17 protein-coding genes and 1 other RNA gene are annotated in these 19,940 nt (G+C 58.8%); 12 read left to right on the plus strand and 6 right to left on the minus strand.

Features of this window, described 5'->3' with window-relative positions:
* Positions 1-14: 14 nt before the first annotated feature.
* Positions 15-581 carry a nucleotide exchange factor GrpE gene (gene grpE, locus AC3I65_RS22560; RefSeq protein ID WP_076383527.1) on the minus strand — a complete coding sequence of 189 codons (567 nt, stop codon included), beginning with the start codon at positions 579-581 and terminating at the stop codon, positions 15-17.
* Positions 582-822: 241 nt separating this feature from the next.
* On the opposite strand from grpE, the gene recN reads away from it, so the two are divergent.
* A complete protein-coding gene (gene recN, locus AC3I65_RS22565; RefSeq protein WP_047229068.1) occupies positions 823-2,496 on the plus strand; it encodes a DNA repair protein RecN in 1,674 nt (557 codons plus the stop codon).
* Positions 2,497-2,551: 55 nt separating this feature from the next.
* Here the strand turns inward: recN and fur are convergent, their stop codons facing one another.
* Positions 2,552-2,962 (minus strand): ferric iron uptake transcriptional regulator, encoded by a 411-nt coding sequence (gene fur, locus AC3I65_RS22570; protein WP_076383526.1) that lies wholly within the window; start codon positions 2,960-2,962, stop codon positions 2,552-2,554.
* A 97-nt stretch (positions 2,963-3,059) separates the two neighbouring features.
* Here fur and AC3I65_RS22575 point away from each other — a divergent pair, with 97 nt between their 5' ends.
* The gene (locus AC3I65_RS22575; RefSeq protein ID WP_047229070.1) at positions 3,060-3,587 is read left to right on the plus strand and encodes an outer membrane protein assembly factor BamE; all 528 of its coding nucleotides are present in this window, start codon (positions 3,060-3,062) and stop codon (positions 3,585-3,587) included.
* 58 nt (positions 3,588-3,645) lie between these two features.
* Here the strand turns inward: AC3I65_RS22575 and AC3I65_RS22580 are convergent, their stop codons facing one another.
* The 3 genes from AC3I65_RS22580 to AC3I65_RS22590 are packed head-to-tail and all read right to left on the minus strand — an operon-like array spanning position 3,646 to position 5,799.
* Positions 3,646-3,948, minus strand: coding sequence for an RnfH family protein (locus tag AC3I65_RS22580; RefSeq protein WP_107321859.1), 303 nt, complete (start codon positions 3,946-3,948; stop codon positions 3,646-3,648).
* Positions 3,945-4,388 carry a type II toxin-antitoxin system RatA family toxin gene (locus AC3I65_RS22585; protein ID WP_047229072.1) on the minus strand — a complete coding sequence of 148 codons (444 nt, stop codon included), beginning with the start codon at positions 4,386-4,388 and terminating at the stop codon, positions 3,945-3,947. The genes AC3I65_RS22580 and AC3I65_RS22585 overlap by 4 nt, the downstream gene beginning before the upstream one ends.
* A 7-nt stretch (positions 4,389-4,395) precedes the next feature.
* The gene (locus AC3I65_RS22590; protein WP_047229088.1) at positions 4,396-5,799 is read right to left on the minus strand and encodes a sodium-dependent transporter; all 1,404 of its coding nucleotides are present in this window, start codon (positions 5,797-5,799) and stop codon (positions 4,396-4,398) included.
* 118 nt (positions 5,800-5,917) lie between these two features.
* On the opposite strand from AC3I65_RS22590, the gene smpB reads away from it, so the two are divergent.
* On the plus strand, positions 5,918-6,400 hold the full coding sequence (smpB, locus tag AC3I65_RS22595) for an SsrA-binding protein SmpB (RefSeq protein ID WP_047229073.1): 483 nt from the start codon (positions 5,918-5,920) through the stop codon (positions 6,398-6,400).
* Positions 6,401-6,554: 154 nt separating this feature from the next.
* Here smpB and AC3I65_RS22600 read toward each other — a convergent pair whose 3' ends face one another.
* A complete protein-coding gene (locus AC3I65_RS22600; protein WP_047229074.1) occupies positions 6,555-7,322 on the minus strand; it encodes an FCD domain-containing protein in 768 nt (255 codons plus the stop codon).
* A gap of 263 nt (positions 7,323-7,585) precedes the next feature.
* On the opposite strand from AC3I65_RS22600, the gene AC3I65_RS22605 reads away from it, so the two are divergent.
* The 9 genes from AC3I65_RS22605 to AC3I65_RS22645 all read left to right on the plus strand — a co-directional run bounded on the left by AC3I65_RS22605 (position 7,586) and on the right by AC3I65_RS22645 (position 19,870).
* Complete coding sequence (locus tag AC3I65_RS22605) at positions 7,586-9,280, plus strand: lactate permease LctP family transporter (protein WP_076383524.1); 1,695 nt, start codon at positions 7,586-7,588, stop codon at positions 9,278-9,280.
* A gap of 151 nt (positions 9,281-9,431) precedes the next feature.
* Complete coding sequence (locus AC3I65_RS22610; RefSeq protein ID WP_188251002.1) at positions 9,432-10,256, plus strand: (Fe-S)-binding protein; 825 nt, start codon at positions 9,432-9,434, stop codon at positions 10,254-10,256.
* Positions 10,253-11,710, plus strand: a complete 1,458-nt coding sequence (locus tag AC3I65_RS22615) for a LutB/LldF family L-lactate oxidation iron-sulfur protein (protein ID WP_047229077.1) — start codon at positions 10,253-10,255, stop codon at positions 11,708-11,710. The genes AC3I65_RS22610 and AC3I65_RS22615 overlap by 4 nt, the downstream gene beginning before the upstream one ends.
* The gene (locus AC3I65_RS22620; protein ID WP_076383522.1) at positions 11,707-12,378 is read left to right on the plus strand and encodes a LutC/YkgG family protein; all 672 of its coding nucleotides are present in this window, start codon (positions 11,707-11,709) and stop codon (positions 12,376-12,378) included. The genes AC3I65_RS22615 and AC3I65_RS22620 overlap by 4 nt, the downstream gene beginning before the upstream one ends.
* A complete protein-coding gene (locus tag AC3I65_RS22625; protein WP_305466831.1) occupies positions 12,375-15,242 on the plus strand; it encodes an FAD-binding and (Fe-S)-binding domain-containing protein in 2,868 nt (955 codons plus the stop codon). The genes AC3I65_RS22620 and AC3I65_RS22625 overlap by 4 nt, the downstream gene beginning before the upstream one ends.
* A gap of 96 nt (positions 15,243-15,338) precedes the next feature.
* Positions 15,339-15,626, plus strand: coding sequence for a hypothetical protein (locus AC3I65_RS22630; protein WP_047229080.1), 288 nt, complete (start codon positions 15,339-15,341; stop codon positions 15,624-15,626).
* Positions 15,627-15,725: 99 nt separating this feature from the next.
* Positions 15,726-16,119, plus strand: a transfer-messenger RNA (tmRNA) gene (ssrA, locus tag AC3I65_RS22635).
* A gap of 563 nt (positions 16,120-16,682) precedes the next feature.
* Positions 16,683-18,365, plus strand: a complete 1,683-nt coding sequence (locus AC3I65_RS22640) for a hypothetical protein (RefSeq protein WP_305466833.1) — start codon at positions 16,683-16,685, stop codon at positions 18,363-18,365.
* Entirely contained in the window at positions 18,362-19,870 is a 1,509-nt protein-coding gene (locus tag AC3I65_RS22645) for a hypothetical protein (RefSeq protein ID WP_076383519.1), read from the plus strand. The genes AC3I65_RS22640 and AC3I65_RS22645 overlap by 4 nt, the downstream gene beginning before the upstream one ends.
* Positions 19,871-19,940 lie beyond the last annotated feature (70 nt).

Raw genomic sequence — 19,940 nt, forward strand, 5'->3', positions numbered from 1 at the left:
CGCTGCGCTAAATTTCAAGCCTGCTCATCAATAGAAGGCGAAACCGGCGCCGGCGTCTTGCTGACCACAACCATGGCCGGGCGCAGCAAGCGACCGTTGAGCAGGTAGCCCTTCTGGAAAACCTTCAATACGCTGTTGGGCTCGACGTCCGCACTTTCCTGCATCGCCATGGCCTGATGGTGCTCGGCATTGAAGGGCTCGCCATGCGGATCAATGGCTTCAAGCTGATAGCGCTTGAGCGTGTCCTGGAACATCTTCAGGGTCAGCTCGATACCTTCACGCATCGGACGAATGTTTTCGTCGTCCGGATTGGACAGCTCCAGGCCGCGCTCCAGACTGTCGATGATCGGCAACAGGTCGCCTGCGAACCGCTCCAGGGCGAATTTATGAGCTTTTTCAACATCTTGCTCGGCGCGACGGCGGACATTCTGCAGGTCGGCGGCTACACGCAGCGCCTGATCCTGCGCACCGGCCAGTTGCTCTTCGAGCACTTGTACACGTGCCGCCAGGTCGTCACCCGAATCCTGGGGAGCCTGATTGGCGTCTAGATTTTGCGTGTCCTGCGTCTGTTCGTCAGCCATAGATTTCTCCTTTCAACTTCGTCCGCGAGCTCAACTCGCGCTTCTGCCCCGGTATATGGGGCCGTGTTTTCCAGCTTCAAGGGCGGTCCGACGAATTAACCTTACAAAAAACCCCTGCATATTCATTCCTCCCGGCGCTAAGAAAGTCTTCCACCCAAGCAAATCGAGCTAAGCGAAGGCATTGTCAGGCCGAAACAAAACACTGTATAAATAACCAGACCTAAGCCTGGGAGCGGCCTTTATGCTGGTGCACCTGTCCGTACACAACTACGCCATCGTCGAACACCTCGACCTCGAGCTCGATCGGGGCATGAGCGTGATCACCGGTGAAACCGGTGCCGGCAAATCGATCATGCTCGACGCCCTGGGCCTGACGCTGGGCGATCGCGCCGACAGCGGCGTGGTACGCCCCGGTGCGGACAAGGCCGACATCCTGGCCACCTTCGACCTGATCGACATCCCCGAGGCCAGCGCCTGGCTGGCGGAACGTGACCTGGATACCGACGGCCTGTGCATATTGCGCCGGGTCATCACCGCCGAAGGCCGCTCCCGGGGTTACATCAACGGTACGCCCTGCCCCCTCGGCGACCTCAAGGCCCTGGGCGAGCTGCTGATCGACATTCACAGCCAGCATGAACACCAGTCCCTGCTCAAGACCGAGACCCATCGCCGCCTGCTCGACGAATACGCCGGCGCCACCGACCTGGCCCGCCAGGTTCAACTGGCCGCCCAGCGGTGGCGCCAGACCCGCCAGGAACTGGATCGCCTCTCCAACTCCGGCGACGAACAACGTGCCCGCCACCAGTTGCTGAGTTATCAGCTCGAAGAGCTGGAGAACCTGGCCCTGGGTGAAAACGAGCTGGCGGAACTGGAACAGGAACACAAGAACCTCACCAATGCCGAAACGCTGCTGGGCATTTGCCGGCAAGTGGTCGAGCAATGCAGTGAAAGCGACTCGGGGAACGTGCTCAATGCGCTGACCGCCAGCCTGAACCGGCTGTCCAGCGTCAACAATTCGGTAGGTGCCCTGAGCGAAGCGACCAATCTGCTCACGAGCGCACAGATCCAGGTCGAGGAGGCCGTCGGGGAGCTGAACCGGTTTCTGGATCATTTCGACGCCGACCCGGCGCGCCTGCAATATCTGGAAGAACGCCTGGACACTATCTATACGCTGGCGCGCAAGCACCGCGTTCAGCCAACCGATGTCGCCGAACTGCAGCAACGCCTGCTTGAAGAGCTGGAAACCCTGAACGCTAACGACGAATCCATTGAGCGCCTGGGAGACGAACTGGCGTCCTATGCCCGTCATTATCAGGAAAAAGCCAGGGAGCTCAGTGAGCTACGTCAGCAGGCCGCGACCGGGCTGGCCAGTGCCGTTGAGCAGGAAATCCAGCGCCTGGGCATGCCCGGCGGGCGCTTCACCATCGAGCTGCACCCCAACGCGGGGGACGAGCTTCAACCCAACGGGCTGGAGCAGGTGGAGTTGCTGGTCAGCGCCAACCCTGGCCAACCGCTCAAGGCCCTGGCCAAAGTCGCCTCCGGCGGCGAGTTGTCACGCATCAGCCTGGCCATCCAGGTCATCACCGCACAGACCTCGCGTGTGCCGACGCTGGTATTCGACGAAGTGGACGTGGGTATTGGCGGCCCTACGGCGGAAATTGTCGGCCAGTTGCTGCGTCGACTCGGGGAGCGCGGCCAGGTGCTGACAGTGACTCACCTGCCCCAGGTCGCAGCCCAAGGACACCAGCATTTATTTGTGCACAAGGTGCGTGACGAGGACGCCACTCGCACCGCCGTGTCCAAGCTGAACAAGAACGAGCGCGTGGAAGAAGTGGCACGGATGCTGGGCGGCATCGACCTCACCAAGGAGTCCCTGGCTCACGCGAAAAAAATGGTCGTCGCGGCAAAAATCTGAACAGCCCAAACGCAAAAAGGCGACCCTGGGGTCGCCTTTTTGCGTTTCAACAGCTTTAAACCGGCTTTCTCTTGCGCACATGCAAGACGAGATGGTGATCGATCAACTCGAAGCCATGCTCTTCAGCAATTTCCTTTTGGCGCTTTTCGATTGCCGGACAAGTGAATTCGACGACCTCACGGGTTTCCACGTCCACCATGTGGTCGTGATGTTCCCCATCGGCCAATTCAAAGACCGCATGACCGCCATCGAAATTGTGACGAGCCACCAGCCCCGCCGCCTCGAACTGAGTCAGGACACGGTAAACCGTGGCCAGACCGACGTCCTCGCCAGCTTCCATAAGCGCCTTGTAGACATCCTCGGCACTCATGTGGCGTTGCTCGGCGGAATCGAGCATCTGCAGAATTTTGACCCGTGGCAGGGTCACTTTGAGGCCGGCTTTGCGTAGTTCGCTATTTTCAACCATGGTCAGCTTTCTCGCGATGCTGCTTCGCAGCTTCTCTTAATGCGGGTATGATCGGCGTTTACGTTGTCCCAGCCAAGATAGTGGAAGTCGCCCACCGATGCAAAACACCAAGCTCTTGCTAACCAGTTTCACCTTTGTGGGACTGCTCGCACTCGCCGGTTGTTCATTCCCCGGGGTTTACAAAATCGACATCCAGCAGGGCAATGTCGTCACGCAGGACATGATAGACCAGTTACGCCCGGGAATGACCCGTCGGCAAGTACGGTTTATCATGGGCAACCCTCTGCTGACCGACACGTTCCATGCCGATCGCTGGGATTATTTGTACAGCCTGCAACCAGGTGGTGGTGAACGCCAACAGGAACGCATCAGCGTTATCTTCAACGCCAATGACCAACTTGTCAGCCTGTCTGGCGATTTCATGCCCGGCGTGAGCCGCGACGAGGCCATTATGGGCCAGGACAGCGGCACTACGGTGACCGACCCAACCCAGAATGCCGAGCAGCCGAAACCGGAAAAACCGGTCAAGCCAGGCTCGTTGCTCGATCAGATCCAGAAGGACGTGGACAACGTCGAGACCGTACCGGTCCCGACGCCAGAACCACTGGATACTTCGCCGCAATAAATTGCTCAATAAAAAACCCGGCTTACCGGGTTTTTTATTGCCTGCAATTCAGAGCTGACTATTGATCAGCTTGGCGCGCCTGGGCGGCCTTGGCGGCACGCAGCCGCCGAATCTCTTTTGGATCTGCCAATAACGGTCGATAAATTTCAAGTCGATCAGCCGCCCGCACCACCTGGCGATCCGGATCGGCAACCACCTTGCCAAAAATCCCCACCGGGCAAGTGGCCAGATCCAGTTGCGGAAACTCAGCAGCAATGCCGGACGCCTCTAACGCCGCCCGAACACTGGTGCCTTCCGGCACGGAAAATACGCGCAAGACCTGACGATCGACGCCGGCATACACCACTTCCAGCTCAATCAACGGGCAAGCTCGGCGTTTTGCTTGGCGCGCTGGCAGAACGCGTCGACCAGGGTATTGGCCGCCTGATTGAACAACGGCCCCAGCGTGGCTCGCACCAACGGACCTGCATAGTCGAACGACAGATCCAGGCTGATCTTGCAGGCCTTCTCTCCCAGCGCCTTGAACACCCAGACGCCGTGGAGCTGATTGAAAGGCCCCTCTTCCAGGTTCATTTCAATGGACTGTCCAGGCACCAGGGTGTTGCGCGTGACAAAGTGCTGGCTCAATCCGCCCTTGGCGACATTGAGCCTGGCGCGCATATGGGCTTCAGAGCTTTCGAGCACTTCGGCGGACGAGCACCAAGGCAAAAATTGCGGGTAACTTGCCACATCGTTGACCAGGTCGTACAACGCCTGCGCCGGATAGGGCAGCAAGGCCGAGCGTTGAATATGTGTCGTCATGTAAGCGTCACTTCCACAGCTGGGCGGCAAACACTACAAGAATGCCGATGGGCGCTACATAGCGCATCAAGAACAGGCTCAAGGTAAACAGTACAGGGCTGCGCAACGACAATTCGTCACGCACCGCCTCACGCCCCATGACCCATCCTGCAAACACCACGAAACACAAACCACCCAGCGGCAGCATGATCCGTGATGTGAAGAAATCAATCACGCCGAAGAAATCCAGCCCTCCGGTTGCTCCCCACTGGTAGAGATGGAACATCCCGCCTTCGTTCACGAAAAACTTCGCTTGCTTCCATATATTGAAGGAAAACACCGTCCCCAGGCCAACGAACCAACAGGTAAAGGCCAGCCAGAACGTCACCCAGGCGCGACTGAGCCGGGTTCGCTCCACCAGATAAGCGACCATGGGTTCCAGCAGGGAAATGGCCGAACTCCAGGCAGCAATGGCCACCAGGAGAAAAAATACCACCCCCATGAATTGACCAAATGCCATGTTGCCGAAAGCGAATGGCAGGCTGACGAACATCAGCCCCGGCCCTTCGCTGGGGTTCAGGCCGGCGGCGAAAACAATCGGAAACAACGCCAGCCCGGCCAGCAACGATACAAAGGTATCCAGCAGCGCGACACCTACAACGGTCTTGGTCAGCGAGGCACTCTTGGGCATGTAGGCGCCATAGATCATGATCGAGCCCACCCCCACGCTCAGGGAGAAAAACGCATGCCCCATGGCCGGCAGCAGGCCATCCATGACTTTCTCCGGCTGGAAATCGAACATGAAGTGAACGCCTTCCATGAAGTGCCCGGTGGTCATGCTGTAGCCCAGCAATACCAGGATCATCACGAACAGCAGCGGCATCATGATTCGCAGGCTGCGCTCAAGCCCCGCAACCACCCCGCGGGCAATCACTACCGCAGAAAGCAGCATGAAAATCGTATGCCAAAGTGTCAGCCGCCAGGGATCGGAGATCACATCACCAAAGTAGGCGCCGACCTGATCGGGTGTCACCCCCTGAAAGTCCCCGCGCCCCATATCGATGATGTAGTCCAGCGACCAGCCGCCGACCACACTGTAGAAAGACAGGATCAGCAGCGCCGTGATCATTCCGGCAAACGCACCCCACGACCACTTGGCCGAGTGCCCGGCCTCCACTGCCAGCACCTTCAGGGCATTGGCCGGGCTTTGCCGGGCGCGACGACCGATGAGGGTTTCGGCCAGCATCACCGGCGCGCCGATGAGCGCGATGCACGCCAGAAACATCAATACAAAGGCACCGCCACCATAGACGCCGACCATGTAGGGAAATTTCCAGATACTGCCCAACCCCACGGCCGAACCGGTTGCGGCGAATATGAAGACCCAGCGGCTAGCCCAACTGCCGTGGACAGAAACCTTGTCTGTCGACATCGTGATCACGCCCAAGCGTTCGAAAAAGAGGCCGCATTGTCCGGGATTCATTCAACCTGCTCAAGCACGTAGCTTCACCGTAGCCGACACGCCCGCAACTGCCTATAATGCCGCCCCTATGGCTAAACAGAAGAAACACCCCACAGGGACCATCGCGCAAAATAAAAAAGCGCGACACGACTACTTCATCGAACAACGTTTCGAGGCTGGCATGGTCCTGGCCGGCTGGGAAGTAAAGAGCTTACGTGCAGGCAAGGCGCAACTGGTCGACAGTTATGTGCTGCTCAAGGACGGCGAGGCCTGGCTGCTGGGCAGCCATATCACGCCCCTGACCACCGCCAGCACCCACGTGATCGCCGATCCGACACGCTCGCGCAAGCTGCTGCTCAACAAGCGCGAGCTGGAAAAGCTCTTCGCGTCCGTGCAGCAAAAAGGCTACGCCTGCGTCTGCACGTCGTTGTACTGGAGCAAGCATTTGATCAAATGCGAAATTGCGCTGGGCAAAGGCAAGAAGGAATACGACAAGCGTGATACCGAGCGCGAGCGCGACGCCGGTCGCGAGCTGCAACGCGCGGTACGCAACAAGGGCAAGGAAGACTGATTCTTTCGCCTGGGTTATGCGTTCGCTGAAGATCCAATGTGGGAGCGAGCCTGCTCGCGATGACGGAGGCACATGCAACCTTGATGTGTCAGACAGACCGCTTTCGCGAGCAGGCTCGCTCCCACAAGGGTCCAATCACTATAGAACCCACCGACTACATCCCCTTGCGCCGCTCCGCCCGCGCCACCCGCTGCACTTCCTGACGCACCTCCTCCAACACTTCCTGCACATACAGAATATGCCGGCTGGAGACTTCCCGCGCCTGCTCGGCGTGCCCGCCCATAATGGCCTGGTACAACTCCCGATGCTGGCTGATGAGCATGTCTCGGGTTTCGCTGCGCTGTTTGTACATGCCGCCAATGTTGGTGACGACGTTGCGCCTGAGCAGATCGAACAGACCCCGAATCGTATGCAGCAACACTGCATTGTGACTGGCTTCGGCGATGGCCAGGTGAAACCGCGCATCCGCCGCACCCTCCTCAGCCCGACTCACATTTTCATGGCGTGAATAGCAATCCTGAAGCTCCTCGAACGCCGCCGTCAGCCGCTCGCGGTCCACGTCCGTGGCCCGCTGTGCCGCGTAGTAAGCGCAGGAAGCTTCCAGCGTATGGCGAAACTCCAGCAAATCACGTTGCGCTTCAGGATTGCTTTCCAACAACTGCAACAGGGGATCACTGAAGGTTGAGCCCAGCGACTCCACCACATAGTTGCCGCCGCCCTGGCGGCTGACCAGCAAACCCTTGGCCGCCAGTTTCTGAATCGCTTCGCGCAACGAAGGGCGTGACACGCCGAACTGCTCGGCCAAGGCACGCTCGGCAGGCAGGCGTTCGCCGGATTTCAGCGTGCCTTCAAGGATCATTCCTTCAAGCCGCTCGACAATATCGTCAGACAAACGGCGCTGACGAATCTGATCAAACCCCATAACTCGACTCTCCACGATCCCGACGGCTCGCCGGGCTCTCTATTCTCGCCTATCCGCGCCCCGCCGACACCCTCCAGAAGCCACTTCGACCCACAGATCAGATGCCATCGGCCGCACTCATTCGACGAAAGTTTCAGAGCGGCAAATTGACATGCGACAACCAAGGCTTTTACCCTAGCCGACAGCGCTTGTAAATTGGTCTTACCAATTATCCAAAATCGCTGACCAGTGCCTGACCAACAACAATTAGGGGCCCACCCACTATGCAAACCTGGCAACAGCTCTACAGCCCGCTCGGCAGCCTCGGCTTGTCCGCACTTGCGGCCGTCATCCCCATCGTATTTTTCTTCCTGGCCCTGGCGGTGTTTCGCCTCAAGGGACATGTGGCCGGCAGCATCACCCTGGCCTTGGCGATTGCCGTGGCGATCTTCGCGTTTCAAATGCCGGCGGACATGGCGTTCGCTGCTGCCGGTTATGGTTTTGCCTATGGCCTGTGGCCTATCGCCTGGATCATCGTCGCGGCGGTGTTTCTCTACAAACTGACCGTCAAGAGCGGCCAGTTCGAAGTGATCCGCAGCTCGGTGCTGTCGATCACCGATGACCAGCGCCTTCAGGTGCTGTTGATCGGCTTTTGTTTCGGGGCATTTCTGGAAGGTGCCGCCGGCTTCGGCGCGCCGGTAGCGATTACCGCGGCGCTGCTGGTCGGCCTGGGCTTCAACCCCCTGTACGCTGCGGGCCTGTGCTTGATCGCCAACACCGCCCCCGTGGCCTTCGGCGCCCTGGGCATTCCGATTATCGTGGCCGGCCAGGTCACCGGGATCGACGCGTTCAAGATCGGCGCCATGACGGGCCGTCAATTGCCATTGCTGTCGCTGTTTGTACCGTTCTGGCTGGTGTTCATGATGGATGGCCTGCGCGGCGTTCGGGAAACCTGGCCGGCGGCGCTGGTGGCAGGCTTGAGCTTCGCCATCACCCAATACTTCACTTCCAACTTCATCGGCCCGGAACTGCCGGACATCACGTCGGCCCTGGCCAGCCTGGTTTCCCTGACTCTGTTCCTGAAAATCTGGCAGCCAAAACGCACCGCAGGCGCCCAGATTGCCGGCGCCACCTCCAGCGCAGCCATTACCGCCAGCGTCGGCGGTTTCGGCCAGCCGCGCAGCACCGTGGCGTCCCCTTACAGCCTGGGAGAAATCCTCAAGGCCTGGTCACCGTTCCTGATCCTCACCGTGCTGGTGACGATCTGGACGCTCAAACCGTTCAAGGCGATGTTCGCCCCGGGCGGATCGATGTACGGCTGGGTGTTCAATTTCGCCATCCCGCACCTGGATCAGATGGTGATCAAGGTCGCGCCGATCGTGACCAATCCAACAGCCATCCCGGCGATCTTCAAACTTGATCCGATTTCCGCCACCGGCACGGCGATTTTCTTTTCCGCATTGATCTCGATGCTGGTGCTGAAGATCAACCTCAGAACTGGTCTTACCACTTTAAAAGAAACCTTCTACGAGCTGCGTTGGCCTATCCTGTCCATTGGCATGGTGTTGGCGTTCGCCTTCGTCACCAACTTCTCGGGCATGTCGTCCACCATGGCCCTGGTATTGGCCGGCACGGGCGCGGCGTTTCCGTTCTTCTCGCCCTTCCTGGGGTGGCTGGGAGTATTCCTGACCGGTTCCGACACCTCGTCCAACGCGCTGTTCGGCTCACTGCAAGCCACCACCGCGCACCAGATCGGCGTCAACGACACATTGCTGGTGGCAGCCAATACCAGTGGCGGCGTGACCGGCAAGATGATTTCGCCACAGTCCATTGCCGTGGCCTGCGCTGCGACCGGCCTGGTGGGCAAGGAATCGGATCTGTTCCGTTTCACCCTGAAACACAGCCTATTCTTTGCAACGATCGTGGGCTTGATCACCTTGGCCCAGGCCTACTGGTTCACCGGCATGCTGGTGCACTAAGCACGACAGCTAACACCGAAAAAGAACGACGCCGAACCACGATTCGGCGTCTGCTATTGATAACCGGGTCTGCAAGGCTGCTGAAAGATTCCTTATCTATATTCAGCAGCCTCAGCGGACGGATAACCGGGACCACCCGGAGACACGCCTGATGAGCGAGCTTTTTTACAACGCCGTGCCGAATGCGACCCGTGTCGCCCCGCCATTGCCCGAGCCTCGGCAGTACCCCAGCAACAAGCCCGAACGGGTTTACCTGTTCGGAACCTGCGTGGTGGACCTGTTCTATCCCGAAGCCGGGATGGATGCGATTCATCTTCTGGAGCGCGAAGGGATACGGGTGGACTACCCGCAAGGGCAGACCTGTTGCGGGCAACCGGCGTACACCTCCGGTTACACCGAGCAGGCCCGGACGGTAGCGCGGGCGCAATTGGCGTTGTTTGCCGGAGATTATCCGGTGGTGGTGCCGTCGGGCTCCTGTGCCGGCATGCTGCGCGAGCATTATGCCGACCTGTTCAAGGACGAGCCCGATACGCTCAAACAGGTCCAGGCCCTGGCGGCCAGGACCTATGAATTGGCCGAGTTCCTGCTGTTTGTCTGCAAAGTGCAGTTGAACGACAGGGGCGAACCGGTGAAGGTCGCGCTGCACACCTCCTGCTCGGCACGACGGGAAATGAACACCCACCTGCATGGCCGCGCCTTGCTGGCGCAGCTGGACAACGTGGAGCGAGTCGAACACAGCCATGAAAGTGAATGCTGTGGGTTTGGTGGGACGTTCAGCGTTCGCATGCCGGATATTTCCGGCGCGATGGTGGCCGACAAGACCCGCGCGCTGAAGGAGTCCGGCGCGCACCAGGTCGTCAGTGCCGACTGCGGTTGCCTGATGAATATCAATGGCGCCCTGGAGAAACAGCAGCAAGCGTTACGCGGACAGCACCTGGCGAGCTTCCTCTGGCAGCGCACCGGGGGTGTCGTATGAGCACACCGACGCTGATTCCAACCGTTGAGGTGCAGGAAGATTTTCGCGCCCGGGCCCACAAGGCGCTGGACGACACGCAACTGCGAAACAACTTTCGCACAGCGATGGATTCACTGATGACCAAGCGGGCAGCGTCCTTCAGCGATGCCCACGAAAGAGAACATCTGCGAGTGCTGGGCAATGCCGTCCGCGCTCGTGCGTTATCGAAGTTGCCCGACCTGCTCGAGCAGCTTGAAACCAACCTGACCCGCAACGGTGTGAAAGTACACTGGGCGGAAACGGTGGACGAAGCCAATGGCATCGTCCTCTCGATCATCCGCGCTCACGAGGCGCGGCAAGTGATCAAGGGCAAATCGATGGTCAGCGAAGAGATGGAGATGAACCATTTCCTCGAGGGTCGGGACATCGAATGTCTCGAGTCCGACATGGGGGAATACATCGTCCAGCTCGACCACGAGAAGCCTTCACACATCATTATGCCGGCGATCCACAAGAACGCCGGTCAGGTCGCGTCCTTGTTCCACGACAAACTTGGCGTGGAGTACACCAAGGACGTTGACCAACTCATTCAGATCGGTCGCAAGGTCTTGCGGCAGAAATTCTTCGAAGCTGACATCGGCGTCTCCGGCGTCAACTTCGCCGTGGCTGAAACCGGCACGTTGCTGCTGGTGGAAAACGAAGGCAACGGGCGGATGTCCACCACCGTGCCACCGGTTCACATTGCCGTGACCGGCATCGAAAAAGTCGTGGAGAACCTGCGGGACGTGGTGCCGCTGCTCTCGCTGCTGACCCGCTCGGCCCTCGGCCAGCCGATCACCACCTACGTCAACATGATCTCCGGCCCACGCAAGGCCGACGAACTGGACGGCCCCCAGCAAGTGCACCTGGTCCTGCTGGACAACGGGCGCAGCCAGGCATTTGCCGACAGCGAACTGCGCCAGACCCTGAACTGCATTCGTTGCGGCGCCTGCATGAATCATTGCCCGGTCTACACCCGCATCGGTGGTCATGCCTATGGCGAGGTTTACCCGGGGCCTATCGGAAAAATCATCACGCCGCACATGGTGGGCCTGGCCAAAGTGCCGGACCACCCAAGCGCCTCTTCACTGTGCGGTGCCTGCGGCGAAGTGTGCCCGGTGAAGATTCCAATTCCGGCGCTGTTGCGGCGCCTGCGCGAAGAAAACGTCAAGGCACCGGACAGTCCAAACCCGGTGATGCGTGGCCAGGGCAGTAAGTATTCGCCCAAGGAGCGCTTCATCTGGAATGCCTGGGCCCGACTCAACAGTTCGCCGCGCCTGTATCGGCTGTTCGCTTTCCTCGCCACGCGCCTGCGCGCCCTGACGCCCGACAACGTCGGCCCATGGACGCAGAACCACAGCGCCCCCAAACCCGCCGCCCGCTCATTGCATGACCTGGCCCGCGAACACCTGAACCAGCAGGGAGACCGTCGATGAGCGCCAAGGACAATATCCTCGCCAAGCTGCGTAAAAGTCTGACCGGCACCACACCAGTGGCCGACAACTTCGATGTCGACCTGGTGACGAAAACCTATCGCTACGCCCCCGAGGAGCGCATCGCTCAACTGCGCAAACTGATGGAAGCGGTGCACACCGAGATCCATCTGACGTCTGGCGAAGGTTGGCCGGCGCTGCTGGCGCAGTTGCTGCGCGACCGTCAATTACCCAGCCTGCTCATCGCCCCGACGACGCCTCACGGGCAAAAAATCACACAGTTCTGGGCGAACAATCCCGAGCTGCCAACGCTCAAGGCCTACGACCGGCCTGTCGAGCAATGGAAAGCCGAACTGTTCAACGACACCCCCGCCAGCCTGACCGGGACCCTGGGTGCAATCGCGGCAACCGGCAGCCTGATTCTCTGGCCGACGCGGGAAGAACCGCGGTTGATGAGCCTGGTTCCGCCGGTGCATTTTGCTTTGCTCAAGGCCAGCGAAATCCGCGACAACTTCTATGAAGTGCAACAGGAATTCGCCTGGGCCCAGGGCATGCCCACCAACGCCCTGCTGGTCTCGGGTCCCTCCAAGACGGCCGACATCGAACAGGTACTGGCCTATGGCGCCCATGGTCCGAAGGATCTGGTGGTTCTGATTCTGGAGGACCAATGACGCTTCCGGCCCCTTTCCTGCGCGACGTACAGCAGCTGATCCCGCCAAAGCGCCGTTTCGACGACCCGCTGTCGACCTTGGCCTTCGGCACCGACGCCAGTTTCTATCGGCTGATTCCGAAACTGGTGATACGCGTCGAATCCGAAGATGAAGTGATCGCCCTGCTGAAACTGGCCCAACGCGACCAGGTCCCAGTCACCTTCCGCGCCGCCGGCACCAGCCTGTCCGGGCAAGCCATCAGCGACTCGGTACTGATCGTGCTGGGGGATAACTGGAACGCTCGCGAAATTCGCGGCGAGGGCATGCAGATCCGCTTGCAGCCCGGCGTGATCGGCGCCCAGGCCAATGCCTGGCTGGCACCGTTCGGCCGCAAGATCGGTCCCGATCCGGCATCGATCAACGCCTGCAAGATCGGCGGCATCGTCGCCAACAATGCCAGCGGTATGTGCTGCGGCACCGCGCAAAACACCTATCACACCCTCGCCGGCATCCGCCTGGTACTGGCCGATGGCACCCGTCTGGACACTGAAGATGAAACCAGCGTGGCGGCCTTTCGTACAAGCCATGGCGAGCTGCTGGAACGTCTGGCAACCCTTGGCCGCGAGACCCGCGCCAACACCGAACTGGCGGCTCGAATTCGTCACAAATACCGTCTGAAAAATACCACTGGCCTGTCGCTCAATGCCTTGGTGGATTACGACGAGCCTGTGGATATCTTGAGCCACCTGCTGGTGGGTTCCGAAGGCACGCTCGGCTTCATCAGCGCGGTGACCTACAACACCGTCATCGATCACCCGAACAAAGCCTCGGCGCTGATCGTCTTCCCGGACGTGGAAACCTGCTGCCATGCAGTCACGGTGTTGAAAAGCCAACCGGTATCGGCGGTGGAGCTGCTGGACCGGCGCAGCTTGCGTTCGGTGCAGGACAAACCGGGCATGCCGGATTTCGTACAGCATCTGTCGACAAATGCCTGCGCCCTGCTGATTGAATCCCGCGCAGCTTCGTCATCTTTGCTGCAAGAGCAACTGGCCCGGATCATGGCATCGCTGGCCGGTTTCCCCGTGGAAAAACAGGTCGACTTCACCGAAGACCCGCGAGAAAACGCGCGACTCTGGGCCATCCGCAAAGACACTTTCCCTGCGGTGGGCGCGGTACGCAAAACCGGGACCACGGTGATCATCGAAGACGTGACCTTTCCGGTCGAGCAACTGGCCCTTGGCGTGAACCGCCTGATTGAGCTGTTCGACAAACATCACTACGACGAAGCGATTCTTTTCGGACACGCGCTGGAAGGCAATCTGCACTTCGTCTTCACCCAAGGCTTCAACAACGCCGAAGAAGTTGCGCGCTATCAAGCATTCATGGATGACGTGGCGCAGTTGGTGGCGGTGGAGTTCGGCGGTTCGTTGAAGGCCGAACACGGCACCGGCCGCAACATGGCGCCATTCGTCGAACTGGAGTGGGGCAGCGACGCCTACCAGTTGATGTGGCAACTCAAACGCCTGCTCGACCCTAACGGCATCCTCAACCCGGACGTGGTGCTCAGCGAAGATCCACAAATTCACCTCAAGCACCTCAAGCCGCTGCCGGCGGCCGACGAGATAGTGGACAAGTGCATCGAGTGCGGCTTCTGCGAGCCGGTCTGTCCGTCCAAAGACCTGACCTTGAGCCCGCGCCAACGCATCGTGATCTGGCGGGACATCCAGGCGAAAAAGCGCGCAGGCATCGACACTTCAGCGCTGGAAACGGCCTACCAATACCACGGCATCGACACCTGCGCCGCCACCGGGTTATGCGCACAACGTTGCCCGGTCGGCATCAACACCGGCGAGCTGGTGAAAAAACTCCGTAGCCGCAGCGCAACACGTACGAAAACCGCCGATTGGCTGGCAAGCAATTTCGCCATCGCCCTGCAAGGCGCACGCTTTACCCTGCACGTCGCCAACGGTGCCCGAATGCTGCTGGGCGCGCCGCGACTGGCCCGCCTGTCAGCCGGCCTGACCCGGCTGTCGAAGGGTCAGGTTCCCCAGTGGGACAACGCCATGCCGCAGCCGGAAAAAGCCATTCGCTTCAGCCCTGCCGTCTGCGACGAACGCCCGCGCGTGGTCTATCTGGCCGCGTGTGTGTCGCGCGCCATGGCGCCGGCGGCGGGTGACAAAGAACAGATGTCGCTGTATGAAAAAACCCAACGACTGCTGGAAAAAGCCGGTTATCAAGTGGTCTTCCCAGACAACGTGGACAGCCTGTGCTGCGGCCAGCCTTTCGCATCCAAAGGCTACGCGGAACAGGCCGAGCACAAACGCCAGGAGTTGATCGGCGCCCTGCTCCACGCCAGCCGCGGCGGGATCGACCCGATCTACTGCGACACCAGCCCTTGCACGCTGCGTCTGGTCCAGGACCTGGGAAATGTTCGACTGGACCTGTACGACCCGGTGCGTTTCATTCGTACGCACTTAATGGACCGTCTCGAATTCACCCCGCAGGATGCACCGATTGCCGTACACGTCACGTGCAGTACCCAGCACCTGGGCGAGAGCCAGGCGCTGATCGACCTGGCGCGCAAATGCAGCAAGCAAGTCGTGATCCCCGAAGGCATCCACTGCTGTGGTTTTGCCGGAGACAAAGGCTTCACCACACCGGAGCTCAACGCCCACTCACTGCGAACGCTCAAGGATGCGGTGCAGTATTGCAGCGAAGGCGTCTCCACCAGCCGCACCTGCGAGATCGGTCTGACGCGCCATGGCGAAATCGACTACCACGGCCTGGTGTATCTGGTGGATCGCGTCACCCGGCCCAAATCTGCTGATGCTGAGGGGCTCCCCATCGCACCCGAAGAAAAATCGAATTCCTACGTTTCGCTGTAGTCACTTGAATAGGCCCAGCTCCGTTGGGCCCTTTACCGACTCGGGCCTGGCGGCGATGTCCGGCAGCACCGAGACCAAACGTTCAAGGAGATACACATGAAGCACACTGCATTTGCTGGCTTGTTCATTTCCGCTGCGCTGTTGGCCTCTCCGGTGTTCGCAGATAACCAGGCAGACCTTTGCCAGATCAATCTGCAGAAAATCAAAGACGCCCAGGTCAGCACCGAGCAGATGAGCGAAGGCATGAAAACCGAAATTGACGCCACCGTCGGACAAGCCACGGCGGAACAGGCCAAAGGCACCGAGGAAGGCACCAAGAACTGCATCTCGCTGACCACTCAGGCCATTCAGAAATTGCAGAACAACACCAAAGGCGATCAGTAGTAACCTCGCGTCAGGCCAACCTTCGGGTTGGCCTCAGCCGCGTATTGGCGTACACTGCACAGGCTTGTCGCTCCAGTTGATTCACGGAGCTACAGGCTCGGGGCCGTTTAGGATTCGACGCCGGTTGCGAAACTTTAGGTGCATGCCGAGTTGGTAACAGAACTCGTAAATCCACTGTTGCAACTTCCTATAGTTGCCAATGACGAAACCTACGGGGAATACGCTCTCGCTGCGTAAGCAGCCTTAGCCCTTCCCTTCTGGTACCTTCGGGTCCAGCAATCACCAGGGGATGTCCGTAAACCCAAAGTGATTGTCATATAGAACGGAATCGCCGTGCAGTACGTTGTGGACGAATCGGCTAAAACTTACACAACTCGCCCAAAGCACCCTGCCCGTCGGGTCGCTGAGGGTTAACTTAATAGACACGGCTAAGCATGTAGTACCGACAGCGGAGTACTGGCGGACGGGGGTTCAAATCCCCCCGGCTCCACCACTTCATCATCTAAAGACGTCCACGGACGTCTTTTTTTGTGCCTGAAATCCAGTAAATACGGGGGTTTCAGGGCCATTGAGCTCAGCAGAGGAGTCGTGAGTTCTCACCGGTTGAGTATTCCCATGGTATTCCAAGCCATCCGAGTCATTGTTTTGGGATACCAAAACGCTGACAGAGGTAGCTCTCATGCCTGCCTCCGCCTCTCCGACCGTCAGCTCAAGCCGGTCGAGATAAAGACAAGGATTTCGTCCTCAGCCATGGTGACCTTCACCGCTCTATCGGTCTGGAAGAGATTAGGGAATGACCGAGAATGCTGATCAATCGCTCGAATTCTGGACAGGCAACTTTTCAGCCTCGCTTACCCGCCTGCATCTGTTACAGCGTGGATACTCTCGTGCCCAATGAACGTGCTCGAAGAACAGCGCCGCAATGACAAAAAAGACGGGGACTTTTTGTGGCTGCCATCGTCAGTCAACAATCGATAGGTCTGTACCCGGACGACACATCTTGTTAGATTCCGTTAATGGCAAAAAGCCACTGATCACTACTGACAAGGACGTGAGATGACCAACGTTAACGTTTACCTGCGCGAGAACCTCGGCAGCGTTTCGAACAAAATGTCCATCGCTCCGCAGATCGACGAAAAAAAACTCAACAACGCAGTCAAATCATTCGCCTTCGGTGGCAACCCTTCCAACGTGGTCGCCCTGCTCGATAACACACTGCTGGGCAGCGGCAAGGACGGCATTCTGTTCACTGGTGAACAGCTCATCTATCGCGCTTCGTTCTCCGATCCAGTCAATGTTCCCTATGCCTCGATTGCCTCGGCGGAATACGTTGAAACTGTCACCGGCAGCAAGAGTGACAAAATCGAAGTGTCGCTGCTGATCCACCGCAACGAAGGTAGCAGCCTGTCCATTACCGGCCTACTGAACTGTAACTACCGCAAACTGGCGGAAACGCTACAAGCCTGTGTGCAGGACTTCGGCGAGTACAGGGAAGAGCGCCAACTAGTTTCCATCGATGAACTGAGCGAAGCGCTGAAAGTGGCCTACGTCCAGGCTGTCATCAATATGGCTTATGACAACGACGACATAATCGATGACAAGGAATTCGCTGAAATCCTGCAGTTGATGACGCGTCTGGACCTGAGCCCCGAAACTCGCTTTACCCTGAGGGCCTACATGGGCTCCAGCAATGCGCAAATCCCCCTGGAAACCTTGCTGGCCCGAATCGATAACCACAGCCCGGGCGGTCAAATCAAGGCGCTGCATATTTCCCTGGTCAAGGATCTGATCAATCTCTTCTACAGCACCGGTGGCCGGGATATTGGCGCATTCGGGTTTCTGCAAAAACACCGCGGGCTGTTATTAGTCAGCGATGAAGAGATCGAACTGGCCGTGCTGGCAATCAAAAACGACCACGACATGCTTCGCGATGACATGACCGATGACCAGATTGTCTCGGCCCTCAAACTACTGTCCGCCAAGGCTGCGGCCGTAGGCACTCCCTTGGCGGCGGTGTACTTGTCGGGGTCGGTGGTGGGCATGTCCGCCGCCGGGCTGACGTCTGGTCTGGCTAGCTTGGGCATGGGTGGTTTGCTCGGAATGTCAGGAATGATGACGGGCATAGGCGTCGCAGTGTTGATCGGCGTAGGGACCTATGCCGGCGTGCGCAAGCTGACTGGCGCCAACGAGCTGACCCGCTCCAAGCGTCGTGAGCTGATGCTCAATGAAGTGATCAAACAAACCCAACTGACCATTTCCCTAGTGATGAAAGACATCAATTTCATCACCGGCAAACTCAACGAATACATCCTGGCCCACGGCGCTCAGGACGAGAAAATCAAGAAGCTACTGGGCCTGATGACGCAAATGACCGGCGCCGGCACGGTACTGACCGACAAATCCAACTCCGCCCAGGCCAGCGCGACCAAATTGCGCTGCGCCCAGTACCTGGACGAAGGCAAGCTCAAGTCGCTGACTCGCGAACCGACCAAAGCCGAACTCTATGACTTCATCCGCGGCTTCTATGAGGAACGCTCGGTCGTGGTCACCAGTAAGGACGCCGAAGAACAAACGGTGACCAAACTCGGTATTAAACGCGATAAAAACAGCAAGGATCTGGAAAGCCTTGCCAGGGCCTTCGAGGCCGTTGGTTACTTCAACGTAAGCGACGTTCTCAAAGGCACGGCGGCAGACGTTGCCGGCAAGGCGCGTGAGAAACTGAGCGGTCTGTTCTCATGACGCAGAAGCGCTTTCTGGACGATCAGGCGCAGGCCATGCTCGTCCAGCAGCACCAGCTCGACAAGACCAATGCTCATCTGGACAGTATGCTCAGCTCTCTCAACAGCTTGAGCCAGGACCAGCGCAGCAACGACACACTGCTCGACAGTCTGCTGGCCCAGGCGCAGAGCATTGTCAACGAGCAGGACACAGTGTTCGTCGTCGAAGAGCAGGACCTGGTGGTCTTCGATGAATACTTGCTGGATGCACCGTCGGACTATCAAACGACGCTGCAACCCCTAGCCCTGCTCGACACCATTGACATCGATGCCGACACCGACTGGCCGTCCTACCTGTCGCAGTTGGAGAACTACGCCACGCGGCACGACCTCGCCTTCGCCCAAGACCCGTTCCGCGACTTGATGACCGACAGCCAGCGCATTGCGCTGGAGAAACGCATCAAGGACGAATTTTCGATAAAAGCGGCGGCCTGCGACAAATACGACTACATGATTGCCGGCACCTGCGGCCTGATCGGCGGCCTGGTGGATGTGCTGTTCGTCGGAGTCCCCGGGAAAGGGGCGCTGAGCAAGTGGGCAGACAACCAGACCGACAACGCGGTGCAGCGGTTTGCCAAGTTTAACGGCTGGAAAGGTCCGGGCAAGCCTGGCCAAGAGACCGCCAGCGCCATAGGTTTTCTCGAGAAAAAGTTCAAGATCAATTACGACCACGGCACCAGCCATGACACGGGCGGAGCTGTGAAGAATATGTCGCTCAGCAACCATCACGTCAAAAGCCTCGGCCATTCCCCGGATCTGGTCGGAATGTTTTTTTCCATCCTCGATCAGTTCAGCAACACAGCGCACTTCGTCGACAAGGGGAAGCTGATCAGCATCAATACTGACACCTTCGAGCTCAGCGGCAGCAACGTAGTCGCCAAGGTATTTGCCGGTTTTATGAATTGGTTGGGGCATTTGTTTTCCGACATGGCCGGCTCGTCGGGCGGGCGCGGCAAAGTGAACGCCGGGCGCGGTTCAGGCATTCCAATGCCCTTCTACTCGCTGCTGCAATTTATCAATGTGGGCTCTTTCGGACAGCATCGCCAGACGTTTTCGACCATAGCGGTGAAAGTCTTCGAGTCGGGCTACGACTTACGCCACGGGTTGGCGATGGCGATCCCCGTACTGATCACCGAACTGCTCACCCGAATGATGTGGGTTGTGAAGCAGCGCTTTTATCATGAACAGGATTGGCGCGATTGCGTCCCTTCCGCCAACAATCCGGAGTTACGCCGGATGCTGCTGATCGGCCACGGCACGTTGTGCCTGGTCGATACCACCGATGCGGCCCTGCGTTCGGGCGGCAACATCGTCGCCTTCATGTTGCGCAGCAACCTAGTGGCCTGGACCCGGTTCGGGACGCTGGCGATCAAGGAAGTCAAAGCCTACTACATGGCGGGGTCGCTGGATGTGGAAGCGGTGGATGCCTATCTGGATGCGGAATATGCGCGGTTGACGGGCACTTGACATAGTCTGTGAGAAAGAGAACAGGAGATAGATTTATTTATCAAAACAAATAAATCTGTCACTTCCCCAC

The sequence above is a fragment of the Pseudomonas sp. N-1-13 genome (genome assembly GCF_057787095.1).

Bases quoted from the DNA above. Each gene is read 5' to 3' on its own strand.
- grpE (WP_076383527.1), bottom strand. From the start codon at position 581: ATGGCTGACGAACAGACGCAGGACACGCAAAATCTAGACGCCAATCAG.
- AC3I65_RS22625 (WP_305466831.1), top strand. From the start codon at position 12,375: ATGACGCTTCCGGCCCCTTTCCTGCGCGACGTACAGCAGCTGATCCCG.
- AC3I65_RS22590 (WP_047229088.1), bottom strand. From the start codon at position 5,799: ATGTCGACAGACAAGGTTTCTGTCCACGGCAGTTGGGCTAGCCGCTGG.
- AC3I65_RS22620 (WP_076383522.1), top strand. From the start codon at position 11,707: ATGAGCGCCAAGGACAATATCCTCGCCAAGCTGCGTAAAAGTCTGACC.
- AC3I65_RS22575 (WP_047229070.1), top strand. From the start codon at position 3,060: ATGCAAAACACCAAGCTCTTGCTAACCAGTTTCACCTTTGTGGGACTG.
- AC3I65_RS22615 (WP_047229077.1), top strand. From the start codon at position 10,253: ATGAGCACACCGACGCTGATTCCAACCGTTGAGGTGCAGGAAGATTTT.
- AC3I65_RS22610 (WP_188251002.1), top strand. From the start codon at position 9,432: ATGAGCGAGCTTTTTTACAACGCCGTGCCGAATGCGACCCGTGTCGCC.
- AC3I65_RS22640 (WP_305466833.1), top strand. From the start codon at position 16,683: ATGACCAACGTTAACGTTTACCTGCGCGAGAACCTCGGCAGCGTTTCG.
- recN (WP_047229068.1), top strand. From the start codon at position 823: ATGCTGGTGCACCTGTCCGTACACAACTACGCCATCGTCGAACACCTC.
- AC3I65_RS22630 (WP_047229080.1), top strand. From the start codon at position 15,339: ATGAAGCACACTGCATTTGCTGGCTTGTTCATTTCCGCTGCGCTGTTG.
- fur (WP_076383526.1), bottom strand. From the start codon at position 2,962: ATGGTTGAAAATAGCGAACTACGCAAAGCCGGCCTCAAAGTGACCCTG.
- AC3I65_RS22645 (WP_076383519.1), top strand. From the start codon at position 18,362: ATGACGCAGAAGCGCTTTCTGGACGATCAGGCGCAGGCCATGCTCGTC.
- AC3I65_RS22605 (WP_076383524.1), top strand. From the start codon at position 7,586: ATGCAAACCTGGCAACAGCTCTACAGCCCGCTCGGCAGCCTCGGCTTG.
- smpB (WP_047229073.1), top strand. From the start codon at position 5,918: ATGGCTAAACAGAAGAAACACCCCACAGGGACCATCGCGCAAAATAAA.
- AC3I65_RS22585 (WP_047229072.1), bottom strand. From the start codon at position 4,388: ATGACGACACATATTCAACGCTCGGCCTTGCTGCCCTATCCGGCGCAG.
- AC3I65_RS22600 (WP_047229074.1), bottom strand. From the start codon at position 7,322: ATGGGGTTTGATCAGATTCGTCAGCGCCGTTTGTCTGACGATATTGTC.